Annotated in this window: 16 protein-coding genes, 1 tRNA gene and 2 pseudogenes; 8 read left to right on the top strand and 11 right to left on the bottom strand. The window is 42.1% G+C overall.

The annotated features are described in order from the left end of the window. The first annotated feature begins 65 nt into the window (after positions 1–65). Positions 66–2,102 carry an NADPH-dependent 2,4-dienoyl-CoA reductase gene (locus tag ACFN7Z_RS11065; RefSeq protein ID WP_010326374.1) on the top strand — a complete coding sequence of 679 codons (2,037 nt, stop codon included), beginning with the start codon at positions 66–68 and terminating at the stop codon, positions 2,100–2,102. Between the two features lie 87 nt (positions 2,103–2,189). Beyond that, positions 2,190–2,280: transfer RNA gene (locus ACFN7Z_RS11060), tRNA-Ser, on the top strand. Between the two features lie 501 nt (positions 2,281–2,781). Here ACFN7Z_RS11060 and ACFN7Z_RS11055 read toward each other — a convergent pair. Further along, positions 2,782–3,714, bottom strand: a pseudogene (locus tag ACFN7Z_RS11055) (IS5-like element ISAha1 family transposase). Positions 3,715–3,755: 41 nt separating this feature from the next. Between ACFN7Z_RS11055 and ACFN7Z_RS11050 the strand changes: the two are divergent. From ACFN7Z_RS11050 to epmA, 3 genes are all read left to right on the top strand, one after another. Beyond that, positions 3,756–4,142: an aromatic hydrocarbon degradation membrane protein gene (locus ACFN7Z_RS11050; RefSeq protein ID WP_010326375.1), complete on the top strand. Its 387-nt coding sequence runs from the start codon at positions 3,756–3,758 to the stop codon at positions 4,140–4,142. 303 nt (positions 4,143–4,445) lie between these two features. After that, entirely contained in the window at positions 4,446–5,513 is a 1,068-nt protein-coding gene (locus ACFN7Z_RS11045) for a 4-phosphoerythronate dehydrogenase (protein ID WP_010326376.1), read from the top strand. Next, positions 5,510–6,493, top strand: coding sequence for an EF-P lysine aminoacylase EpmA (gene epmA / locus ACFN7Z_RS11040; protein ID WP_010326377.1), 984 nt, complete (start codon positions 5,510–5,512; stop codon positions 6,491–6,493). The genes ACFN7Z_RS11045 and epmA overlap by 4 nt, the downstream gene beginning before the upstream one ends. 52 nt (positions 6,494–6,545) lie before the next feature. On the opposite strand, the gene ACFN7Z_RS11035 is transcribed toward epmA, so the two are convergent. The 6 genes from ACFN7Z_RS11035 to ahcY form a co-directional block, all read right to left on the bottom strand. After that, positions 6,546–7,769 carry a multifunctional CCA addition/repair protein gene (locus ACFN7Z_RS11035; RefSeq protein WP_010326378.1) on the bottom strand — a complete coding sequence of 408 codons (1,224 nt, stop codon included), beginning with the start codon at positions 7,767–7,769 and terminating at the stop codon, positions 6,546–6,548. 83 nt (positions 7,770–7,852) lie between these two features. After that, positions 7,853–10,132, bottom strand: a complete 2,280-nt coding sequence (locus ACFN7Z_RS11030) for an NADP-dependent malic enzyme (protein ID WP_010326379.1) — start codon at positions 10,130–10,132, stop codon at positions 7,853–7,855. 140 nt (positions 10,133–10,272) lie between these two features. After that, positions 10,273–13,149 carry an EAL domain-containing protein gene (locus tag ACFN7Z_RS11025; RefSeq protein WP_010326380.1) on the bottom strand — a complete coding sequence of 959 codons (2,877 nt, stop codon included), beginning with the start codon at positions 13,147–13,149 and terminating at the stop codon, positions 10,273–10,275. A 181-nt stretch (positions 13,150–13,330) separates the two neighbouring features. Further along, positions 13,331–14,047 carry a 16S rRNA (uracil(1498)-N(3))-methyltransferase gene (locus ACFN7Z_RS11020; RefSeq protein ID WP_010326381.1) on the bottom strand — a complete coding sequence of 239 codons (717 nt, stop codon included), beginning with the start codon at positions 14,045–14,047 and terminating at the stop codon, positions 13,331–13,333. Between the two features lie 40 nt (positions 14,048–14,087). Then, a complete protein-coding gene (gene metF, locus ACFN7Z_RS11015) occupies positions 14,088–14,924 on the bottom strand; it encodes a methylenetetrahydrofolate reductase [NAD(P)H] (protein ID WP_010326382.1) in 837 nt (278 codons plus the stop codon). A gap of 195 nt (positions 14,925–15,119) precedes the next feature. Continuing rightward, the gene (gene ahcY, locus ACFN7Z_RS11010) at positions 15,120–16,502 is read right to left on the bottom strand and encodes an adenosylhomocysteinase (protein WP_010326383.1); all 1,383 of its coding nucleotides are present in this window, start codon (positions 16,500–16,502) and stop codon (positions 15,120–15,122) included. 226 nt (positions 16,503–16,728) lie between these two features. Here ahcY and ACFN7Z_RS11005 point away from each other — a divergent pair, with 226 nt between their 5' ends. Continuing rightward, positions 16,729–17,262: a cysteine peptidase family C39 domain-containing protein gene (locus ACFN7Z_RS11005; RefSeq protein ID WP_395441768.1), complete on the top strand. Its 534-nt coding sequence runs from the start codon at positions 16,729–16,731 to the stop codon at positions 17,260–17,262. Positions 17,263–17,282: 20 nt separating this feature from the next. Beyond that, positions 17,283–18,233: pseudogene (locus ACFN7Z_RS11000) on the top strand (DUF4424 family protein). 34 nt (positions 18,234–18,267) lie between these two features. Here ACFN7Z_RS11000 and ACFN7Z_RS10995 read toward each other — a convergent pair. From ACFN7Z_RS10995 to ACFN7Z_RS10980, 4 genes are all read right to left on the bottom strand, one after another. Next, positions 18,268–18,786: a tetratricopeptide repeat protein gene (locus ACFN7Z_RS10995; RefSeq protein ID WP_029574988.1), complete on the bottom strand. Its 519-nt coding sequence runs from the start codon at positions 18,784–18,786 to the stop codon at positions 18,268–18,270. Between the two features lie 79 nt (positions 18,787–18,865). Further along, on the bottom strand, positions 18,866–19,204 hold the full coding sequence (locus ACFN7Z_RS10990) for a DUF3325 domain-containing protein (protein WP_010326386.1): 339 nt from the start codon (positions 19,202–19,204) through the stop codon (positions 18,866–18,868). After that, positions 19,201–20,910 (bottom strand): PepSY domain-containing protein, encoded by a 1,710-nt coding sequence (locus ACFN7Z_RS10985; protein WP_010326387.1) that lies wholly within the window; start codon positions 20,908–20,910, stop codon positions 19,201–19,203. The genes ACFN7Z_RS10990 and ACFN7Z_RS10985 overlap by 4 nt, the downstream gene beginning before the upstream one ends. A gap of 7 nt (positions 20,911–20,917) precedes the next feature. Beyond that, positions 20,918–21,268 carry a hypothetical protein gene (locus ACFN7Z_RS10980; protein ID WP_010326388.1) on the bottom strand — a complete coding sequence of 117 codons (351 nt, stop codon included), beginning with the start codon at positions 21,266–21,268 and terminating at the stop codon, positions 20,918–20,920. Between the two features lie 273 nt (positions 21,269–21,541). Here ACFN7Z_RS10980 and ACFN7Z_RS10975 point away from each other — a divergent pair, with 273 nt between their 5' ends. After that, positions 21,542–21,802 (top strand): hypothetical protein, encoded by a 261-nt coding sequence (locus tag ACFN7Z_RS10975; protein WP_010326389.1) that lies wholly within the window; start codon positions 21,542–21,544, stop codon positions 21,800–21,802. Positions 21,803–21,841 lie beyond the last annotated feature (39 nt).

Here is a 21,841-nt window from a genome sequence, read left to right as displayed (position 1 = left end):
CAATATTTTAAAAAACAGCTAAAGTAGTATGCAACAAGTTGCAAAGCCAAAGATAAGGATTCATGATGACAACCAATAGCTATGCACATATTTTAAAACCCTTACATTTGGGTTTTACCACCATTAAAAACCGTGTGGTGATGGGCTCCATGCATACGGGCTTGGAAGATCGTTTTTATAATTATCCAAAATTGGCTGCATACTTCGGTGAGCGTGCTAAAGGCGGAGTCGGCCTGATCATTACAGGCGGGATTTCTCCAAACCGTCAAGGTTGGCTTCTTCCTGCGGGCGGGACGATGAATACGCTGGGGGATATTGCTCCGCATCGTTTAGTGACCCATGCCGTACATAAGCATGGCGCAAAAATTTTAATGCAGATTTTGCATGCTGGACGTTATGGCTACCAACCTTTTGTTGTGTCTGCCAGTCCAATCAAGTCGCCGATTTCGCCTTTTAAACCGCGTCAAATGTCTGAAAAGCAAATTTTAAATACCATTGATGACTATGTTAACTGTGCCAGTCTTGCCAAAAAGGCAGGCTATGACGGTGTAGAAATTATGGGTTCAGAAGGTTATTTACTGAATCAATTCTTAAGCCGTCATGTGAACCAACGTGAAGACCGTTGGGGCGGGCCGATTGAAAACCGTATGCGTTTTGCGGTCGAAATTGTCAAAGGGATACGTGCACAAGTCGGCGAGAAATTTATTATTTGCTTCCGTTTGTCATTGCTCGATTTGGTGCATGACGGCAATACCATGCAAGAAGTGGTTACGATTGCGCAAGCACTAGAAAAAGCAGGCATTACCTTATTGAATACAGGAATTGGCTGGCATGAAGCGCGTATTCCGACCATTGTGACTTCGGTGCCACGTGCTGCTTTTGTTGACTATACTGCGGAAGTGAAAAAGCACGTGGCTGTGCCAGTGATTGCTTCAAACCGTATCAATATGCCAGACACGGCAGAAGAGATTTTGGCATCGGGCAAAGCCGATATGGTGCAAATGGCGCGTCCGTTATTGGCTGATGCTTTTTGGGTGAATAAAACAGCGACCAATCGTGTCGATGAAATCAATACGTGTATCGCTTGTAACCAAGCATGCTTAGATCATACCTTTAAAAACCAACGTGCTACTTGTTTAGTTAACCCGCGTGCAGCGTTTGAAACTGAGTTGGTTTATTTGAAAGCGAAACAACCGAAACGAGTTGCGGTTGTGGGTGGTGGCGTCGCAGGTATGTCAGCCGCGACAGTTGCAGCCAGTCGTGGACACCAAGTGACTCTGTTTGAAGCAAGTCATGAAGTGGGTGGACAGTTCAATTTGGCAAAAGTTGTACCCGGTAAAGAAGAGTTTCATGAAACCATTCGCTATTTCAAAGTACAGATTGAAAAAACTGGCGTCGACTTACGTTTAAACACCAAGGTGAATCGTGAGCAGCTTGAGCGTGAAGGCTTTGAAGAAATTATTATTGCAACAGGTGTTGTGCCACGCGTATTACGTATCGAAGGGAGTGATTCACCGCAAGTCTTGTCTTATGCAGAAGTGTTACGCGGCGCACCTGTCGGTCAAAAGGTTGCAGTGATTGGTGCTGGAGGGATTGGTTTTGATGTGTCTGAGTATTTATTGAAACCAGAGCATCAACCTCAGCCACAACCACTTGCAGATTGGCAACGTGAATGGGGCGTAGATCCAAACCCGAATTATGTTTCTGAAGGAGGCACGCAGGCCGCAGAAGTTCATCCGCCTGTTCGTGAGATTTATTTATTACAGCGTAAAACCTCTGCACTTGGAGCAGGTTTGGGCAAAACTTCGGGCTGGGTACACCGTGCACAGTTGAAAAAGCATGCAGTACGTATGTTACGTGGGGTTCAGTACAAAGCTGTGACTGATGAAGGGCTTTGGGTGGATATGGCAGGACAAGATCAATTGCTACGTGTCGATACTATCGTTGTGTGTGCAGGGCAGGAGTCTGTAAAGGATCTGATGCCAAGTGCTGAGCAAAATACACTAGCGAATTATCACATTATTGGTGGTGCTAAACTGGCTGCTGAGCTAGATGCGAAGCGTGCGATTCGTGAAGGTGCTGAAATCGCTTCGAAATTATAAACTTTTGATGAAACAATATGCAGTTGATTGCTTTGACGGTAAGTTTTACTTGTCATCAAAACAAAAGCTCCGTATGATGGCGCACATGGAAGCGTGGCAGAGCGGTTTAATGCACCGGTCTTGAAAACCGACGAGGGCTTATACCCCTCCGTGAGTTCGAATCTCACCGCTTCCGCCAAATTTAAAAAGCCCTCTGTAGTTACAGGGGGCTTTTTTTTTCATATTTTTCTCACAAATTAATCCATATTACTGATAAAAAATAGCCGTGTGATTGAAAGTCTCAACTTTTAGGAGTTAGGGGCATCCTCGATGATTAATATTAATTGGCTCTGAGTATTTAGATCCAAATGGCTCTCGTCTATGGGCATCAAAAAGGACAAATTTTACATAGTCCTATATTCTAATCCATGAAACTTTTCTTCAAAGTGAATGAATTTTTCAACGTCATTTTAAGAGTAATTGTGAAAATGATGGAGTTTTGGAGTCTTGTGGAAACGTACATATGTAATGGTGTCGGAAGTACTCAGATGTCAGTGTAGGGTAAAAATTAGGTTTTTATATTTTTGATATGATCATAATAATGTTTATGAGATCGCAGAGGATGAGGTGTAGCTATGAGATCAAATGGGCTTTGTTGCACAAACATTCAAAAGCTAAACTTCTTCCAAGTTATCTAAATTTAAGTGGCAACTTGGGTGTGAGGTCGACCTAAATCTGTAAATTTATTTAATACGGCCACACGTGCATGAATCTCATTGACTTAGCTTTGAAAGTTTCTCGCACGGAGTTTATCGCCTAATAATTTGATGCAATGCATCTTGGTTTCTATCAGACTTCTGCGATGATAGCCTGACCAATTTTTCCATATTGTTCTTCCTAAACGTTTAACTGTTCGAAGTAATTCATTTCGCTCTAGCGAGCTGGTCTTTGTATCTTTCCAAGGTTTCGCATTTTTTCTTGGCGGAATCACCGCATGTGCTTGTCGGTCTGCAATTACTTGACGGCATTGCTTGGTGTCATAAGCCCCATCAGTATAGACAGAGTCAATCTGCTCATCTTGTGGAATCTGATCGAGTAAATCACCAAGCACTTGTGAATCACTCACATTATTTGTAGTGAGTTGAATAGCGCGTATTTGAAGGGTTTCAGCATCTATACCAATATGAAGTTTACGCCATTGGCGACGATATTCAGGTTGGTGTTTCTTACGCTTCCATTCACCTTCGCCTAGAAACTTTAAGCCAGTAGAATCGACGAGTAGCTGGAGACCATTACTGCTTTTTTGATAGTTAATTGCAATATCAATATGCTTTTGTCTTCTGCAGATGGTGGAATAGTCTGGTGCTGTCCAATCTAATCTACAAAGATGAATGAGACTTTGCACAAAGCCAGTGACCATGCGTAAAGAAAGACGAAATAAGGATTTGATCATTAAACAGCATTGGATGGCTGTATCTGAATAAGTTTGATTTCGACCATGTTTACCTTTGGGTTGAGCGTACCATTGAGTCTTGGGATCAAACCAAATTGAGAGATTTCCTCGATTTATTAATGCACTGTTATAAGAAGACCAATTGGTTGTACGATAGATTTTAGGTGTGGGCTTATTCATTTGAGAATTATATTGTGGAATAAGCCTTTAGAGATAGGTTTGTGCAACAAAGCCCACCAGTACTGAAAGCAGCAACGACAGAAGCTTTAGGTAAAGGTTTACCTTTAGTTGATTATTCTGAAGATCAAATGGCAGTCGAAATTGGATTAGGCAAACAATTGTCGCCAAATTTAGCAATTGCAGTCTCTGGTTTATGGGACTCAGGTGCAGGTGACCCCGCACCAACTTTAGGTCCTGTGAAGGGTTATTGGGGTGCTGGTTTGGCTGCTAAATACAATATTAGTCAAAAAATGGCTTTCAGCGTAGGTGGTCGCTATATGTGGTTTGGTGATGCGGAAGGTGAAACTTCGGATCGTCGTATTGTTGGCGAGTTTGAGGACAATACAGGCTATATCGTGGGGATGAAACTCTCTTATAAATCTAAATAATTATCTCGCTTATTACTTGCTTGAGGTTTTGCCTTCTCTCTGAAATGTTGGGAGAAGGTTTTTTTATAACAGTATTAAATTATTTGTCTAGTTGTTTGTACTATCATAGCGTTTACGGAGTTGACTTTATATTTTTCAGTATTTTGAACGAAGTAAATCTATATTAAACAATTCTTTAAAGTATTCGGTTTTTTACCATGAAGATGAAACATCGTGACTGTTTATTCAGATGTATTGCAGAGCAACATAGTGTTGAGCTTGTGCAACGGTTATCATAGAGTCAACAAAGCGTTGGAAGACATTATGAAAATCGTGGCAGATGAAAATCTCGCATTTACCGATTATTTTTTTGCCGAATTTGGTGAAGTTGAGCACAAAGCAGGGCGTACTTTAACGCATGCCGATGTTGTAGATGCCAAAGCACTGTTGGTGCGTTCCGTAACTCAAGTCAATCCAGCATTAATCAATAACACCACACTTCAATATGTGGGTAGTGCAACGATTGGTACAGACCACTTAGATATTAACGCTATTGAAAAGCAGAATATTCAATGGGCGAATGCTGCAGGTTGTAATGCACAGGCGGTGGCTGAATATGTGATTACGGCTTTGCTCCATCTCAAGCCAGCATTGCTGAATGCTGAAGAAAGTTTTACTTTAGGGATCATTGGTCTAGGAAATGTCGGTTCTCGCTTAGCTTATATGGCCAAACTATTGGGCTGGAATGTGATCGGTCATGATCCTTTTGTACAGCAAGATACGATTCAGCAGGTCAATTTAAATACCCTATTAAGCACTGCCGATGCAATTTCATTGCATGTACCTTTAACCAAAACAGGACCACATCCAACCTATCATTTATTCAACGCCGAAGCTTTCGCTGCGATGAAAGCGACAGCAATATTGATTAATTCTGCACGTGGGCCTGTGATTGAAGAGCAAGCTTTATTGGCCGACATCGAAAAAACGCAGCGCAAAGTGGTACTAGATGTCTTTGAGCATGAGCCTGTGATTTCTGAACAAGTGTTGAATGCTGTGAGTCTGGTGACACCACATATCGCAGGTTATAGCTTAGAAGGCAAAGCGCGTGGTACACAAATGATCTATGAGGCTTTCTGTAAAACTTTCCAATTTGAAGCAGATAAAAGCTTCGAGTCGCAGTTGCCTGTATGTGCTCAATATTTTGAAGGGCAAGATTTGAAATCTGCACTTCAACAGCATTTAAGGGAAATCTACCCGATTGCACGAGATGACCAAGCCTTACGTGCTTGCTTAAAAGAGGGAATGATTGACCAAAAAGCCTTTGATCATTTAAGAAAGACCTATCCATTACGCCGTGAATGGGCTGCACATGGAGGGCCGAAGGCATGAGTCAGGACGTGATCCATTATCAGCCAACCTGTGACTTAAAAGCCATGCGAGCGCGTGCGCAAATGTATAGCCAAATTCGTCAGTTTTTTGCTGAACGTGAAGTGCTTGAGGTTGAAACCCCGGTTTTATCTCAAGCTGGTGTGACCGATGTGCATTTGGCTTCGGTTCAAGCGCAGCGCCATGTACAAGGCAAACAACAAACGCATTATTTGCAGACCTCACCTGAGTTTGCCATGAAGCGTTTATTGGCCAGTGGTAGTGGGCCGATTTATCAAATCTGTAAAGTTTTCCGTGATGATGAACATGGTCGTAAACACAATAGTGAATTTACCATGCTGGAATGGTATAGACCGAATTTCAGTTTGAAGGATTTGATGTTTGAAGTGACAGATTTATTGAATGTCACATTAAAGCAGCGTTTTGGTGAGGTTCGCCCTACCATTTTGAGCTATAAGCATGCGTTTATGGATCGTTTGGATTTGAACCCACTGCAAGCCAGTTTGAAAGAGTTAAAAGACTGTTGTAATCGCGTAGGTTTAAATTTGGACTTGGGCGATGACCGACTTGGCTATATCGATTTGCTCTTTTCACATTTTGTAGAACCAAGTCTAGGTTTTGATACGCCCGTATTTCTAACCGATTTTCCACCAGAGCTAGCCTCGCTTGCCAAAACTAAAACGGATGAAGACGGTGAATTGGTTGCAGCACGTTTTGAGCTGTATATTGAAGGTTTGGAACTCGCCAATGCTTATGATGAGTTGATCGACGCAGAGGTGTTGCGTTCGCGTTTTGAAGCCGATAATGCTGAACGTGAAAAATTAGGCTTACATGTGATGCCAATTGATGAGTTTTTATTGACTGCTTTGCCTCAAATGACCGCATGTGCAGGTATTGCTTTAGGTGTGGATCGTTTGTTAATGATTGCAACAGAACACATGCAGTTGGAAAAGGTGATTACCTTTCCCGCATCCATTTCTTAAGTGAAATTAAATAAAGCGCCGATTGTGGCGCTTTATTTGAGTCGATCAAGGTTTAACTGTATTGAGCCTTCAGTTCTCCAATTGCGTGTATTCGACGTTCAATCAGCATTTCACCGATATCCGGGCCTTTAATATCCGCAGGTAGGTCTTGTGCTTTGATATTTCGCACAACATCCATCACCTTTAAAATATATGCCGACTGTGGGTATTCACGATCTTCAAGCCCTAAACGACCACGTGAGTCACATTCACAGGCCTGCACAAAGGCTTCAACCCGTTCTGGACGACGTAGTACATCTAAGCGTTGCAGTAAGCGCCATAAAGTGCCTGGTTTTAAGGTTAGAGCTTGATGACATTTCAAATGTTCTTTACAGACCGTAATTGCGAGCTGTTTCATCTGCGTTGGAACTTTTAGACGTTCACACACTTCTGTCACAGGTTTGACCCCACGTTCTTCATGCATGATATGACGCGGTAGCTCGTCCACAGGTGTCAAAGCTTTGCCTAAGTCATGCACTAAAACAGCAAAACGAACATCCAATGCGTAGTTGGCACGACATGCTTGCTGCAATGACATCATGGTATGAATACCGCAGTCAATTTCAGGGTGATACTCAGGGCGCTGTGGAATACCGTAAAGTGCCGCGATTTCTGGAAAAAGTACTTTTAAAGCACCACAGCGACGTAGCACTTCAAAGTATTCATCGGCATGATCTTCCATCAGAGCACGAGAGGTTTCTTTCCAAATGCGTTCAGGAGTTAGTGCCTCCAGTTCACCCGAGTCTGCGAGTTGCTGCATCAGTGCCAACGTTTCTTCGGCTACCGTAAATCCTAGGGTTTTATAACGTGCAGCAAATCGTGCAACACGGAGGACGCGTAGAGGGTCTTCTACGAAAGCATCAGAAACATGCCTTAAAACACGCAGCTCTAAGTCGCGCTGGCCACCATAGGGGTCATACAGTGTGCCTTCATCATCCATGGCGATGGCATTGATGGTGAGGTCGCGTCGAATTAAATCTTGTTCTAGGGTAACGGTACTGTCGGTATAAAACTCAAAGCCATGATAACCATGCCCTGACTTACGTTCGGTGCGTGCCAGCGCATATTCATCTTTGGTTTCAGGATGTAAAAAAACAGGAAAATCTTTACCTACAGGTTGGAAACCTTGGGCAAGCAGTTGTTCAGGCATTGCACCGACAACTACATAATCTTTTTCGTGATAGGGGTGACCCAGAAGCTGATCTCGGACCGCACCGCCTACTAAATAAACTTGCATGAAAAAACCTCTACTCTTACAGCCATCATGCTACAGAATAGAGGTTTTCTCAAGTCACAAGATGCGAGTACAACGACAAACAATTATTCGCCGTTTTTCTCCGCTTCTTGAATTTCAGCTACAGTTAGTGCAGTCATATTCACTAAACGACGTGTTGTGGTTGTCGGTGTCAAAATATGAACTGGCTTTGCTGCACCCAGTAGGATAGGGCCAATGGTGACATTATTACCTGACGTTGATTTCAACAGGTTAAATGAAATGTTGGCTGCATCCAAGTTCGGCATGATCAATAGGTTCGCAGAACCTTTGAAGCGTGAGTTTGAGTATGCAAAGCTACGAATGTTTTCATCCAATGCTGCATCCGCATGCATTTCACCTTCAACTTCAAGTTCTGGCGCGATTTGCGACAAAATCTCAAACACTTTACGCATTTTTTGTGCGCTTGGGTCGGTCTGGTCTGAACCGAAGCTTGAGTGAGATAGTAGCGCAACACGTGGTGTCATACCAAAACGACGCACTTCTTCAGCGGCTAAAATAGTCATTTCAGCCAGTTGTTCAGCCGTTGGATTACGGTTGATGTAAGTGTCAGCAATAAACAGGTTGCGGTCTTCAAGCATTAAAGCATTCAATGTAAAGAAAGAGTTGTGACCTTCTTTTTTACCAATGATGTTTTTAACGAAGTCTAAGTGGATATCGTAGCTTGAATACGTACCACATAGCATCCCGTCTGCTTTACCATGTTTCACTAACATCGACGCGATCAAGGTCGAACGACGACGTGCTTCACGTTGTGCATATTCAGGTGTTACACCTTTACGCTGCATAAGCGTGTAGTAGTCATCTGCAAACAATTCGTAGTCAGGATTTTTTTCTTGATCGACAATCGTGATGTTCACACCATGTTCAAGACGTAAGCCTAACTTTTTAATGTTCGCTTCAATAACCGCAGTTCGACCGACTAAAATTGGTTTTGCAAGATCTTCATCGACCGCAATTTGTACTGCACGAAGTACGCGTAGGTCTTCACCTTCAGCATAGGCAATACGTTTTGGGTCGGATTTTGCTTGAGCAAAAATAGGCTTCATCATAAATGCAGAGTTGTAGACAAACTCAGACAGACGCTGACGATAAGCAGAGAAGTCTTGAATTGGTCGATCAGCTACACCAGAGTCCATTGCTGCTTGTGCGACAGCAGGTGCAATTTCTAAAATCAGACGTTGATCGAGTGGACGTGGAATAAGGTAGTCACGACCAAAAGATGCTGATTTTTCACCATAAGATGCTGCATCTGCTTCAATGTGTGCCATACGCGCAATTGCATAGACACATGCGATTTTCATCTCTTCATTGATCGTTGTTGCACCTACATCAAGAGCACCACGGAAAATGTAAGGGAAGCAAAGTGCGTTGTTCACTTGGTTTGGATAGTCTGAACGACCTGTCGCCATGATCACGTCATCACGAACTTCATGTGCATGTTCAGGAAGAATTTCAGGATCTGGGTTAGCAAGTGCGAAGATAATCGGATCTTTCGCCATGACCTTAACCATTTCTTTGGTTAAGATACCCGCAGCAGATAAACCAAGGAACATGTCTGCGCCTGCAATCACGTCAGCCAGTTGAGTGCCTTCGATATCTTGCACATAACGTTTTTTAGACTCATCTAAGCCTTCACGTTTCGTGGTGAGCAGACCGCGAGAGTCAGCCACAACGATATTTTCTTTCTTCGCACCAATTGCACAAAGAAGATCTAAACAAGATAATGCTGCAGCACCTGCGCCTGAAGCAACAATCTTGATTTCATCAATTTTTTTGCCATTTAACTGCAAAGCGTTTAGCAAAGCAGAACCGACAATAATAGAAGTACCATGTTGGTCGTCGTGGAACACAGGAATGTTCATGCGTTCACGTAGTTTTTGCTCGATATAGAAACACTCTGGTGCCTTGATGTCCTCAAGGTTGATACCACCAAAAGTCGGTTCTAATGCAGCGACAATGTCCACGATTTTGTCAGGATCATTTTCTGCAATTTCGATGTCAAAAACGTCAACACCAGCGAATTTTTTAAACAGTACGCCTTTACCTTCCATAACAGGTTTAGACGCTAAAGGACCAATGTTACCAAGGCCAAGAACGGCTGTACCGTTACTGACCACAGCAACTAAGTTACCACGCGCTGTGTAAAGCGCCGCAGTAGACGGGTCGCGTTCAATCTCTAAACATGGTGCAGCAACACCTGGTGAATAAGCTAAAGCTAAGTCACGTTGGTTGACCAGCTGCTTGCTTGGTGTAACGCTGATTTTCCCTGGAGTTGGAAATTCGTGATAATACAAAGCTTGCTGTTTTAATGATTGATCGTCCATCTGAATCTCTTTGTAGCGTGGGTTAGCCAGCGGAGCTGGTGGTTTTTTAGTAGACAAGACCGAATATACCATTAGTTGCTGGTATATCCCAGTGATAGCTGGTGCTTTTTAAGGCAAACTTAGAGCTAAAACAGTCTGATTTATATTAAGTATGTATAAGAGGGCGTATCTAGATGATCTCTTAAGTATTGGGTAGCATCGAGCTGTGGAAGAGGTTTTGAAAATAAATAACCTTGCGCGATATCACATTCTAAGTTTTGCAGGTAACTCAGTTGTTGTTCGGTCTCAATTCCTTCCGCCACCACGGTCATACCCATGGCTTTCCCCATGGCAATCATGGCACTCACAATAGCTTCTTGTTTGCAGTGCCCAATTTTTGAAATGAAGCTTCGATCAATTTTTAAAGTATCGATTGGGAAGTCAGTGAGGTAAGACAGCGATGAATAACCTGTGCCAAAATCATCTAAAGAAATGTGAATGCCACGCGATTTGATGGTTTCAAGGAGGTTCTTCACCGCTTCTGAGTTTTCAACCAAAGTGGATTCTGTAATTTCTAATTCGAGACTACTACCACTGATTTTGTATCGATCAAGAGCCTCATCTAAGTCTTTTAAAAGCTGTCCACGTTGTAATTGTTGAGCAACCACATTGACCGAGACGCAGATATTATCAAAACCCAATTTATTCCATTCTTTGATTTGCTTTGCGGTTTGTAAAATTACAATGCGGCCAATGTCTGAAATTAAGCTGGTTTTTTCTGCCATCGGAATGAAGAGACCTGGCGGCACAATGCCTTTGCTTGGGTGGTTCCAACGTACCAACGCCTCAAAACCATAAATTTTCTGATCGTGAAAGTTGATTTTGGGTTGGTAGTAAACCACCAACTCATTGTTTTGTATCGCTAGTCTTAAATCGCGCTCTAAATAAATCCCTTCTTCTAATGCAACGGTATTACTCAGGCTGTAGAACTTGGTCGCATTTCCACCTAAACGTTTTGCTTCACTCAGTGCTTGTTCTGCACAGTTGTTTAAGTAGTCAAGTTGACGACCATGTTCAGGGTACTGCGAAATCCCCATTGAAAGCGTAATAATGTGCTCTTGACCAAAAATATCAAAAGGTAGACTAAAGGCTTTGTTAATGCGATCGATATGTTCCTGAACGGAGGGGCGAATATGAGAGACCTCATATACAATTGCAAAATCGTCACCATTTAAGTGAGCCACCATAAGGGCTTCAGCATTGGTTAAACGAAGGCGCTGGGCAACTTGGCGCAGCAGTTCATCGCCGCCATTATTGCTTAAGAATTCATTCAATGGACGGAAACGGTCAATATTGAGTCGAATAATCGCCAGTTGTTTAATGCTGTCTTGTTGAGAAACCAAATATTGATGAAGCTGATAGTTATAGTAAAAACGGTTGGGTAGGTCGGTCAGCGTATCGTAGTTTTCTAAATAGGATAAACGCTGTTCTTGCAGTTTGCGTTCGGTTAAATCGGACACGATACCAATATAATGTGTGACACGATCTTGCTCATCGGTAATAGCATTCAGATGCATCCAAATACACAGCTCTTTGCCTGATAGGAACTTTTCATTAAGTTCACCGTCGTATTCGCCTTTTTTTAGGAGCTGTCCAATGATTTGGTTATGTGTGCTGCGTTGATGCGACTTATAGTTCGCAACAATATCAAACAGATGTTTGCCATTAATTTGTGCAGCTTCAAAGCCAGCCAAACGTTCAAAGAACGGATTTACGTCGATATAACGCAGGTCTTCATCTAAGATGAAAATCCCTTGTTCAGCTTGTTCAAGTACGCTCGCTGCTAGTCGCAGACGTTCTTGGTTGCTTTTTTCATGTTGAATGTCACGTCGAATACCGACCATTTGTAACGGTTTTTGATTGATTGGATCGCGAGCAATGACACGCCCAGTGTCATGTACCCAGTACCATTTCCCGTTATTGTGTTGCACACGGTAAGTGGCTTCATAGCGGTCTGAATGACCCCGTAAATGACTTTTCATTGCAGATTTAAACGGGGCAATATCATTTGGATGAATTAGATACTGAAGCTGAAGTTGATGCTCTGTGGAATTTTTAAGTACTTTTTCTTGTTTGTGATTGGTCAGGGAAATGAGCCGATCTTTAATATTCCAATCCCAAGGACGAATACCTGAAATTTCATGGGCAAGCGATAGGTTTTCTTGCTTATTTTTTAAGTCTTTATTGATTTGATTTACATCAAAGGTTCGTTCACGTACTTTTTGCTCAAGCAATTGATTATTCAGTTGTAACTGTTGTTCAATTTCTTTGGATTTATTCACTTCGTTTTGTAGCTGTTTGCATAAATCATCGGTCCAAGAGACTTGTTTTTCAGCTTCTTTTTTGAGCTCTCGATTTTTAATTGAGAGACGAGATAAGTGCTGATTAATACGGTTGGTGGCATTGGCACAGAGCAAAATCACAATCAGAATAAAGTTCACAGCAAGGTGAAAAAGAGTGTGATTGGCATCGAAGTTGATAAATTGCGAGAGGACATAAGGGGTGATGGACGGAATAAAAACCAAACAAAAATAACTAATGCGCTGCGTTAAATAGGTAAGGCAAACGGTCTGTGTGACAATCACTAAAAGTGCAGACAAGAGTAGGGCATTTGTATAGTTAAAATTGCCAGATAGGCTGGGTAAATAGTAATAGATACAGACGACGCCTGCTGCAACCAAAAGACCAATACTTAAACAGATGCCTTGAATCCAGCGGTGTGCATGTTTGGCAGAGTGATTTTTCGGGTTGAAATACACGGTGTTCACGAGCCAAAAAATGCTGAGAATAAACTCAGAAACAAAAAACCACAGGTTAAAATAAAAAGAATCTTGAGAAAAATTATAGTGATATGCGCAGAAAATATAAAAATTTAGAATCAGTAAACTACTGATGAGGAAACGAAGATGGCTAATGGAATGCGATATTTGCGCAGTCTGCAAGTGCCGATCAAGATTTTCTGTAGAAATATCTGGCATGAATCGCGAAACCTTATTTTTTTTATGACCCAATGGCATTGTGTTGTGTCTTTTTTCAAATTTAAATACATTGTGTAAAACACAATCAATTTATATTTTGATATAAGTCAAGGGTAATATTGTTGTACATCATAATCAATATATTAACAGAACAAAAGGGTGACTCTGCTGTTTATGTGATTTAAATCACTAAATTGTAGTTGAGGATTGACAAAGCTACGACTGGTGCTGTCTCTGTACGCAATACACGCTCACCAATACACCAGTTAATAAAACCGTTCTCATTGGCTGTTGTAATTTCAGCCTCACTTAAACCACCTTCAGGCCCAATGAGTAGTGCAATGTTTGGTGTCGCATGTGCCAAAACATCGATTTTTTCTTTATTCGGGGCGAGTACAAGTCGAGTCGCAGGTAATTCGGATGCGAGCCATTTCTCTAAACTGAGTGGTGCAAGGATTTTTGGAACAATATTCATGCCGCATTGTTCACAAGCTGCGATGGCGATGCCTTGCCAGTGATCAATTTTCTTTTGATCGCGGTCATATTTCAAACGCATTTCACAGCGTTCAGACGTTAATAGTTGAATCTCCGAAACGCCTAATTCAACTGCCTTTTGAATGACATAGTCCATACGATCACCTTTACTCATGACTTGACCGAGTAAAGTTTTAAACGCAGGCGTACGATTGGTTGGGTTAAAAGCAGTGACCTGAACTAATGCTGACTTTTTAGCAACGTCACTTAAGGTCACTTCATATTCGCCGCCTTGTCCATTAAACAAAGTAGCCGTTTCACCGACTTGAGCACGCAAAACTTTTACCCAGTGGTGAAACACAGTTTCAGTCAGTTCGACAGTGTGATCAACATTGAGTTCTGCTTCCATAAAAAAACGAGGCATTCGGTTTTACTCTCAAATAGGGTGAATCTAGTTTAAATGCTTATGCTAAACCGAGGTCTAGTACAAGCTGACGGGTAGGATCAGTGGTGTTCATGGTGTAGAAGTGCAAACTCGGTGCGCCACCTGCAATCAGGCGTTCGCAAAGTTTCACAATCACTTCATGACCAAATGCTTTGATGCTGGCAGTGTCATCACCATAAGTTGCCAGTTGCTTACGAATCCAACGTGGAATCTCAGCGCCTGTACCATCTGCAAAGCGAATCAAGTTGCTGGCATTGGTAATTGGCATAATGCCTGGTGCTACAGGAATGTTCACGCCTTCTTTTTGAATGCGATCGACAAAGTAGAAGTAGGCATCTGGATTAAAGAAGAACTGAGTCAGTGCGGCATTCGCACCTGCATTGGCTTTGTCGCAAAAGCGTTGAATGTCTAGGTCAAAACTATCTGCTTGAGGGTGCATTTCTGGATAAGCGGCAACCTCAATTTTGAAATGATCGCCCGAATGTTCACGAATAAAGCGAACCAAATCCGTGGCATAAGGTAGTTCCCCTAGACCGACTTGACCTGAAGGTAAGTCACCACGCAGCGCCACAATACGGTCAATGCCTTGATCTTTATAAATGTCGAGTAATTCAGCAATACGTGCTTTGTCATCGCCAATACAAGATAAGTGCGGTGCAACAGGCGTACCTTTACCATTGAATTCAGCAATGGCAGCAAGGGTACGTTCACGGGTAGAACCACCAGCACCGTAAGTAATTGAGAAGAACTCTGGGTTTAATAACTGAAGTTCTTGGTGTACGACTTTAAGTTTTTCTGCACCAGCATCGGTTTTGGTTGGGAAAAACTCAAAAGAAATTGGAACTTTTTTGCTCATCATCAAATCCTTTTTTATAAATGCTATTTTTTGTGTTTGCTCTCATCCCATCCTTCTCCCAGAGGGAGAAGGGGATTCATTACATTGAATAGAGATAACAAGATTTCACTGCTAACATCATTCGGTAATGAAAGTCCCTCTCCTGAGCAGACTTTAAGCACTGCTTTAAAGTTCAGCGCAAGAGAGGTTTGCAACTTAGTATTTATAAGCGTCAGATTTGAACGGACCTTCAACAGCTACACCTAAGTAGTCTGCTTGTTCTTGAGTCAATTGAGTCAAGACACCACCAAAACCAGCAACCATTGCCGCAGCAACTTCTTCATCTAATTTCTTAGGAAGCAGTTCTACACGAATCGCTGCTTGTTTTTGATCTTCAGCGAGATCAGCAAATTTTTCAGCGAACAAGTGCATTTGACCTAGTACTTGGTTGGCAAAAGAACCATCCATAATACGTGATGGGTGACCCGTTGCATTACCTAGGTTAACTAAACGACCTTCAGAAAGAAGAATGAGGTAGTCGCTGTCATTTTCTGAACGATACACTTGGTGAACTTGTGGCTTCACTTCAACCCATTTGTAACCACGTAAGTAGTTGGTGTCGATTTCAGTGTCGAAGTGACCGATGTTACACACCACTGCACCTGCTTTTAATGAATCAAGCATTGCAGCGTCACATACGTGGTAGTTACCTGTTGTTGTTACGATTAGATCAGTATTTTGAAGAAGGTCAACATTGATGTCTTCTTTCTTGCCTGTTTGTACGCCATTTTTGTATGGAGATACAACTTCGTAACCGTCCATGCATGCTTGCATCGCACATATTGGGTCAACTTCAGTCACACGTACAATCATGCCTTCTTGACGAAGTGATTGTGCAGAACCTTTACCTACGTCACCGTAACCAATCACAAGTGCACGACGACCAGATAAAAGCATATCTGTACCGCGTTTGATGGCATCATTCAGTGAGTGGCGGCAACCATATTTGTTGTCATTTTTAGACTTAGTTACAGAGTCATTCACGTTGATTGCAGGAACTTTCAAAGTACCGTCACGAAGCATTTCATACAGACGTTGAACACCTGTCGTCGTTTCTTCAGTTACGCCGTGGATTTTTGCAATCACTTCAGGATATTTTTCATGAACAAGTAGGGTTAAATCACCGCCATCATCCAAAATCATGTTGGCATCCCAAGGGGTACCATTCACATTGATTTGTTGTTCTAAACACCACATGTATTCTTCTTCTGTTTCGCCTTTCCAAGCAAATACAGGAACACCAGAAGCTGCAATTGCAGCAGCAGCGTGGTCTTGAGTCGAGAAGATGTTGCATGAAGTCCAACGAACTTCTGCGCCTAATTCAACTAATGTTTCAATTAAAACAGCAGTTTGAATGGTCATGTGGATACAGCCAAGGATTTTCGCACCTGCAAGTGGTTTTGCAGCAGCATAACGCTTACGTAGGCCCATAAGTGCTGGCATTTCTGCTTCAGCAAGTTTGATTTCTTTACGGCCGTAATCAGCAAGTGAAATATCAGCAACTTTGTAATCTGTAAATGAAGCAGTAACCGCGTTCATTACGATCTCCTTAATTTAAAATAAAAATTGATCATTATGTTCGCGGATGCCGTTGTTGATTGGAACGAGTGTCTAACCGAATCGTCGAGCCTAGCGATTCCACATTTATGTACCTGTGAAAAAGTCGCAGCATCCCTCGACTAGCGAAGTATTGTACTTGGAAATTGATTCAGTTCCAACGATGTTTTGTTTATTATCAACACAATCATCTTTTTTTAATTGTGTTATGGCCTTGAATATCCCTGAATCCTTAATGAACCTTGAAGCTAATGGTGGTATTTATGCGGTATGGATGCTACTCCAGCATTTATATATCGATGCGGATATTGAACAGTTGATAGAGGTCTGCGGTTATGATGCAGAAAACGGAACGACAACCATTGGCTTGGCAGTCGGATTAAAGAAATTTGGCTTTGATGTTCAATTTTATACTGATGAAGACCCAGAGCTTCAAGCACAAGAAAAATTGAGTTATGCAGAAGCTGAGCAACTAAAGCTGCCAGTTTTAGTGGCCATCAATTACCAACAAATTCAACAGGCATTTGAGCAAAATAAATTTATCATTGTCTATTACGATACTTTAGAAGGCGTCGGAAACCATTCACTGGTTTATTCTATAGATGAGCAGGAAATCTGTTTCTTTGACAGTTTTGATGCGATGCCTGCATCTGTATTTGAGCAGCAACGTCAAGTCGAGGGCATCTGCCGACAAGTGATCGTGCTTGATCATTCAAACGCTCGCATGGAAACAGCACAATAAACATGAAAAGAAGATGTTAAATGAAAAAGATCCTCGGACTATGCGTGTTCATCTCTATGCAGATCAGCGCGAATGACAGCACGGGTTATGTGGCAACGGGCGGTGTGCAATATCTGAAAAATCCAAAAATCAGTATGCAAAGTGAAGATTTGTTTATCAGTAAAAACATCATTCGGGTGAATTACCAATTTAAAAATCTTACCGCTCAAGATATTACGGAAACTGTTTTATTTCCCTTGCCGCGTGTGGGCAGTTCGCGTGAAAGCGATTTTGCGCATACCGAACAATTGATTCAAAGCTTTAAAGTACAAGCCAATGCACAAAAGATTCAGCCAGAAACACATGTGCGTGCATTTTTACCTGCTTTAACAGCAACTGGAGACTTCAGTTCCAATGGTGACGTCGTCGATGTGACTGCAGGTTTGAAAAAATGTGGTTTTTCAGATCGAGATTTGATGCATCCGTGGTTATTGCAACAAGACTCTACGCTTAATCAGCGTTTGTATCGTTGTGAGGACAAAACGGTACAGCAGCTTTTAAAGCCCTATCAGGCGGATGATGAAATTTATTGGGAATCGCAAATTATTTATAGTTGGCAGTAGACGTTTAAGGCCAATGCGCTGACCTATGTACAACATGAGTACATGCCATTGGTCGGTGGTTCGGTCTCTTTATATCCTGAAGAGGATGAAAAAACCTATTGTATGGATCAAAACTTCAAAGCGGGTTTGAAAAAGGCCAAGTCGCAATATCCACCTTATCAAGCTTTGGGCTATATCTTAAAAACGGGTGCAAATTGGGCGAAACCTATTCAAAGTTTTAAACTGACCATTGAGCGTGACCCGAATGAGTTGGTTTCATTTTGTTGGAAGGGTCAGGTGAAAAAGATCAGTTCGACACAATTTCAAATGACAGAAAAGAATTTTGTGCCGAAGCAGGATTTAGATATTATTTTTGTGCATAAGTTTTAAGTAGTAAAAAGCCCATCAAAGGATGGGCTTTTGCTTATTCTTGCTCTGCGGCATCTGTCTTGTCGTGCCAGTATTTGGCTTTTGCTTCATCTGTATCGACACCTAGCGCATTTTCATAAATGAATGCCAAATCACGCATGGCTTGAGCCTCACCCAGTTCCGCTGCTTGTTGTACCAGTTCAATTGACTTAGCGACATCTTTTTCAACCACATCACCACGACGGTAAAAACCAGCTAACTCTAATATTGCAGTAGGGTGTTTCAGTTCAGCGGCTTGTTTTAACCAGTGATGTGCATGTCCAAAGTAGGTTTCAGCTTCGCTTGGATCTTCTTCTCGAAGTTCTTTGGCATAAAAAGCATAACCTTCACCCAGCCAATACATGGCTTCTACATGACCCAATGCTGCTGCTTTGAGCGCCCATTCTTCTGCAAGCGTAATGTCATCTTCATTTTCACTTTGCATATATAGTTCAGCGAGTTCAAATTGAGCGTCACTATTGCCTGTTGTTGCAAGGTTGACCAATTCAGCAGGAATTTTAGGAGATTTAGGCATACAAATAACCAAAGATTTAAACTGTGGATAGCCTAATGCTTTCAAGTGAAAAAGCCAATCCGAAGATTGGCTTTTAGGTTCAGATCAGGTGCAAAGTTAGGCTGAATATAAATAAGAGTAAAACTGAAACAGCGATATTCTTAATTTTTTGCTCAAAATAACTTAAGCAAAGTCCAACAAACAGTGCTGCGAAGCTAATCACGCCGATCCAATAACTGATTTCAGTGCTCCAATGTCCTTGCGTTAAGCAAATGAGCAAAGAAACAATTAACAGTAACCAACCCACAGTGGTTGCTAAGCGTGTTTGCTGAAGTGTCAGTTCTTTAGCAAAGATTTGCTTTTGGTGCTTAGACATACTGCTGGCAAGTGAAAAAAAACCTAAGGTCGCTAAAGTCCAAATGATCAGAAACCAAATCATGCTTCGGCCTCCTGAACAGCTACTTTCACTTTTTTGTTCGGCAAACCTTGATGTTTTTTAACTTTGTCATAAGCGAAATAGAAAATCACTGCCATTACCCACATGGCTAAATCAACCGATGCAATCATCCATTGGCCCTGCGCGATGCTGTTCCACAAAGCTTGACCGCCTGTCATCAAGTTGACCACTGGCAGCAGGACGAAAGCGAGTGTTGCCAATAAAAGTAAGTCTAACCATGCTTGGCGGTGGGTACGGAAAATGGCATAAATTAGCGTGAGTAACCATACGGTAAAGAAGCTACGAATTTCCCAGTTCAGGCGCATTTCTACATCTGCAGGAATGAAACGGTTGGCATAAAAATATGCCGCGCAGGCCAAAGGCAAACCAATAATGGCTGTAATATTTAAGACTTCAACCAGTCGGAAACCAAACGATTTATAGCCTTGTTTCTGCTGTTGGGGAGCACGTTTTAAACACCAAAGGATAAGACCCGTAGCCACCATGAGCGTACCTAAAATACCTGAGCAGAATAATAACCAACGCAGCGCTAAGTCGAGGCCACGCGCTTCGTGTAAGACGGTGACCACGTTATAGATGGCACTTGGAATCGATGGATTTTTGATTCGTATATTTTTATCCGTTTCGTCTTGACCCGTGACCCCATTGTAGTTGAGGGTTGCATACACATTGCGATGCGCGACACTTTCAGCACGTAAAGCACGCAATTCAATTTTGGCTTGGTCTGTATTGGGTGAAATAATGTTAATTGAAGCAATTGGATTGTCTTTCCACTGTTGTTGTACCGCTGCCATAATTGGGGCTAAGTCTGTCAGTGGAGCAGGGCGGAGTTCGGGTTTTGGATGTTCCTCACCACGACCTTCTGTATGTTCACCGCGTTGCTGTCCGCGTTCTCCACGAGCCGCTCTTTCGCCTTCGCGTGGCACATCTTCAGCCTTTTGGGGCTGCTCAATCATGCTGGCCTGTTGGTCACGTAAAAACTGTTGTCGATTTTCATACGCTTGGTTAATTCCCCAAGGCATGAACATAAACATGAGCAGTAGTAAGCCACTAAAGGTAATCATTAGATGAAAAGGCAGTGCAAAAACAGCGGTTGCATTGTGTGCATCCAGCCATGAGCGCTGACCTTTGCCTGAGCGAAAGGTAAAGAAATCTTTAAAGATTTTTTTATGGGCAATGATGCCGCTGACAATTGCGACCAACATGAACATGGTGGCAATCCCGACTAACCAACGCGTCCACAGGCGGGGTAAACCGTACAACTCAAAATGGAAACGATATAGGAATCCACCACCACGCGTATCCCGTGGTTCAATCACTTCACCAGTCGCACTGTCTAAGGTGATGCGTGTTCCACCACGACGTGCTTTCGGGTCTTCACCAACGGCACGAATAGTCACTTCAGTTGTGGTTTGGCGTGAGTTGGGTAGTTGAATATTCCAACTGCCTGCATCTGGGTGGTTTTTCTGTAAATAGTTGAGCGCGACCTGCATTTGTTGCACTTGAGACTGCGCAGGGATAGATTGATGTGTTTCGGGTTTCATCCAAGTAGAAATTTCATTTTGGAAAAAACTGAGGGTTCCAGTCACAAAAATTGCATACAGCAGCCACCCTAAAATGAGACTGGCCCATGTATGCAACCATGACATGGATTGGCGCGGTCCTTCCGCTTTTTGATCAACACGCATTGAAAAACTATCCTAAAAATTTGAGTAGGGCATACAGTGCAATACATGGCACAGCAATGCCGAGTGTTGCTTTTAAGGTTTTTTGAACCATAAAGACCCAAATAAAGGCAGCACAGTTAAGACAAAATGCAATGAGTGTGGCGCTCATGGCCGCATTCACAGGATTTGCAATAAAGACTTTAGCAATGGTTAATGCAGAGAGTGCAGCAAGGAGATAACCTCCGAGCAATGCAAGTGCAAATCGATACAACACCATCAGACGGTAGCTAAGTGGTGTGTCGACTTTCTTCTTTTTGGCAGGCTTCGGATGGACTTTTTCCGAATGAACCAAGGCATCAATTTGAGTGGTGCTATTCATGGAAGAGAGTTGGTGTATTAGTAAACAATATTGCAAATGATAACAATTATTATTTAAATAAAATAGATGGTAACTTTATTTATTTTTTCTGTAACGGTAAGTGAGTTTGGTGAACAGAAAAATTTGGATTGTAGTCGCTGCCTTTTTAAATAGATTTGATTCTTATTGTTATTTCTCTAAGGAATGGCTACACAGTGTTACCAAATCACGTTATACGCTGTTTTGATCTGCGTTAGTTTCATAGTCAATACTTGGGCGAATTTGGAGGAAAAGATGGCTGCTTTTATTAATGCCGAACAGGCAAAAATTATGTCCAACCAAGCGTATTTAGATATTGAAGTCTATAAATTACGTTTAGCTTCACTCATTGAGGAGAGTGCGAAACAGGGAAATACTGCGGTATTTACAGTTCTGCCAAAACATTTACCCCTAGAAGATATTCGTCATTTTTCAGCAGAACTGACCCAACTGGGATATCAAGTTCGTTTGGAAGTGGAAGAGTTCTATTATCGTTTAAACGTGTATTGGATTTAAAACTTCGCTTTGATGTCTGGTTTATATTGTGTGGATAAA

The organism is Acinetobacter sp. P1332 (assembly GCF_044057475.1).
GTDB classification, from domain to species: Bacteria; Pseudomonadota; Gammaproteobacteria; order Pseudomonadales; family Moraxellaceae; genus Acinetobacter; species Acinetobacter johnsonii.
The sequence above is the reverse complement of the archived record's forward strand: the minus strand, read 5'-3'. Positions and strand labels throughout refer to the sequence as shown.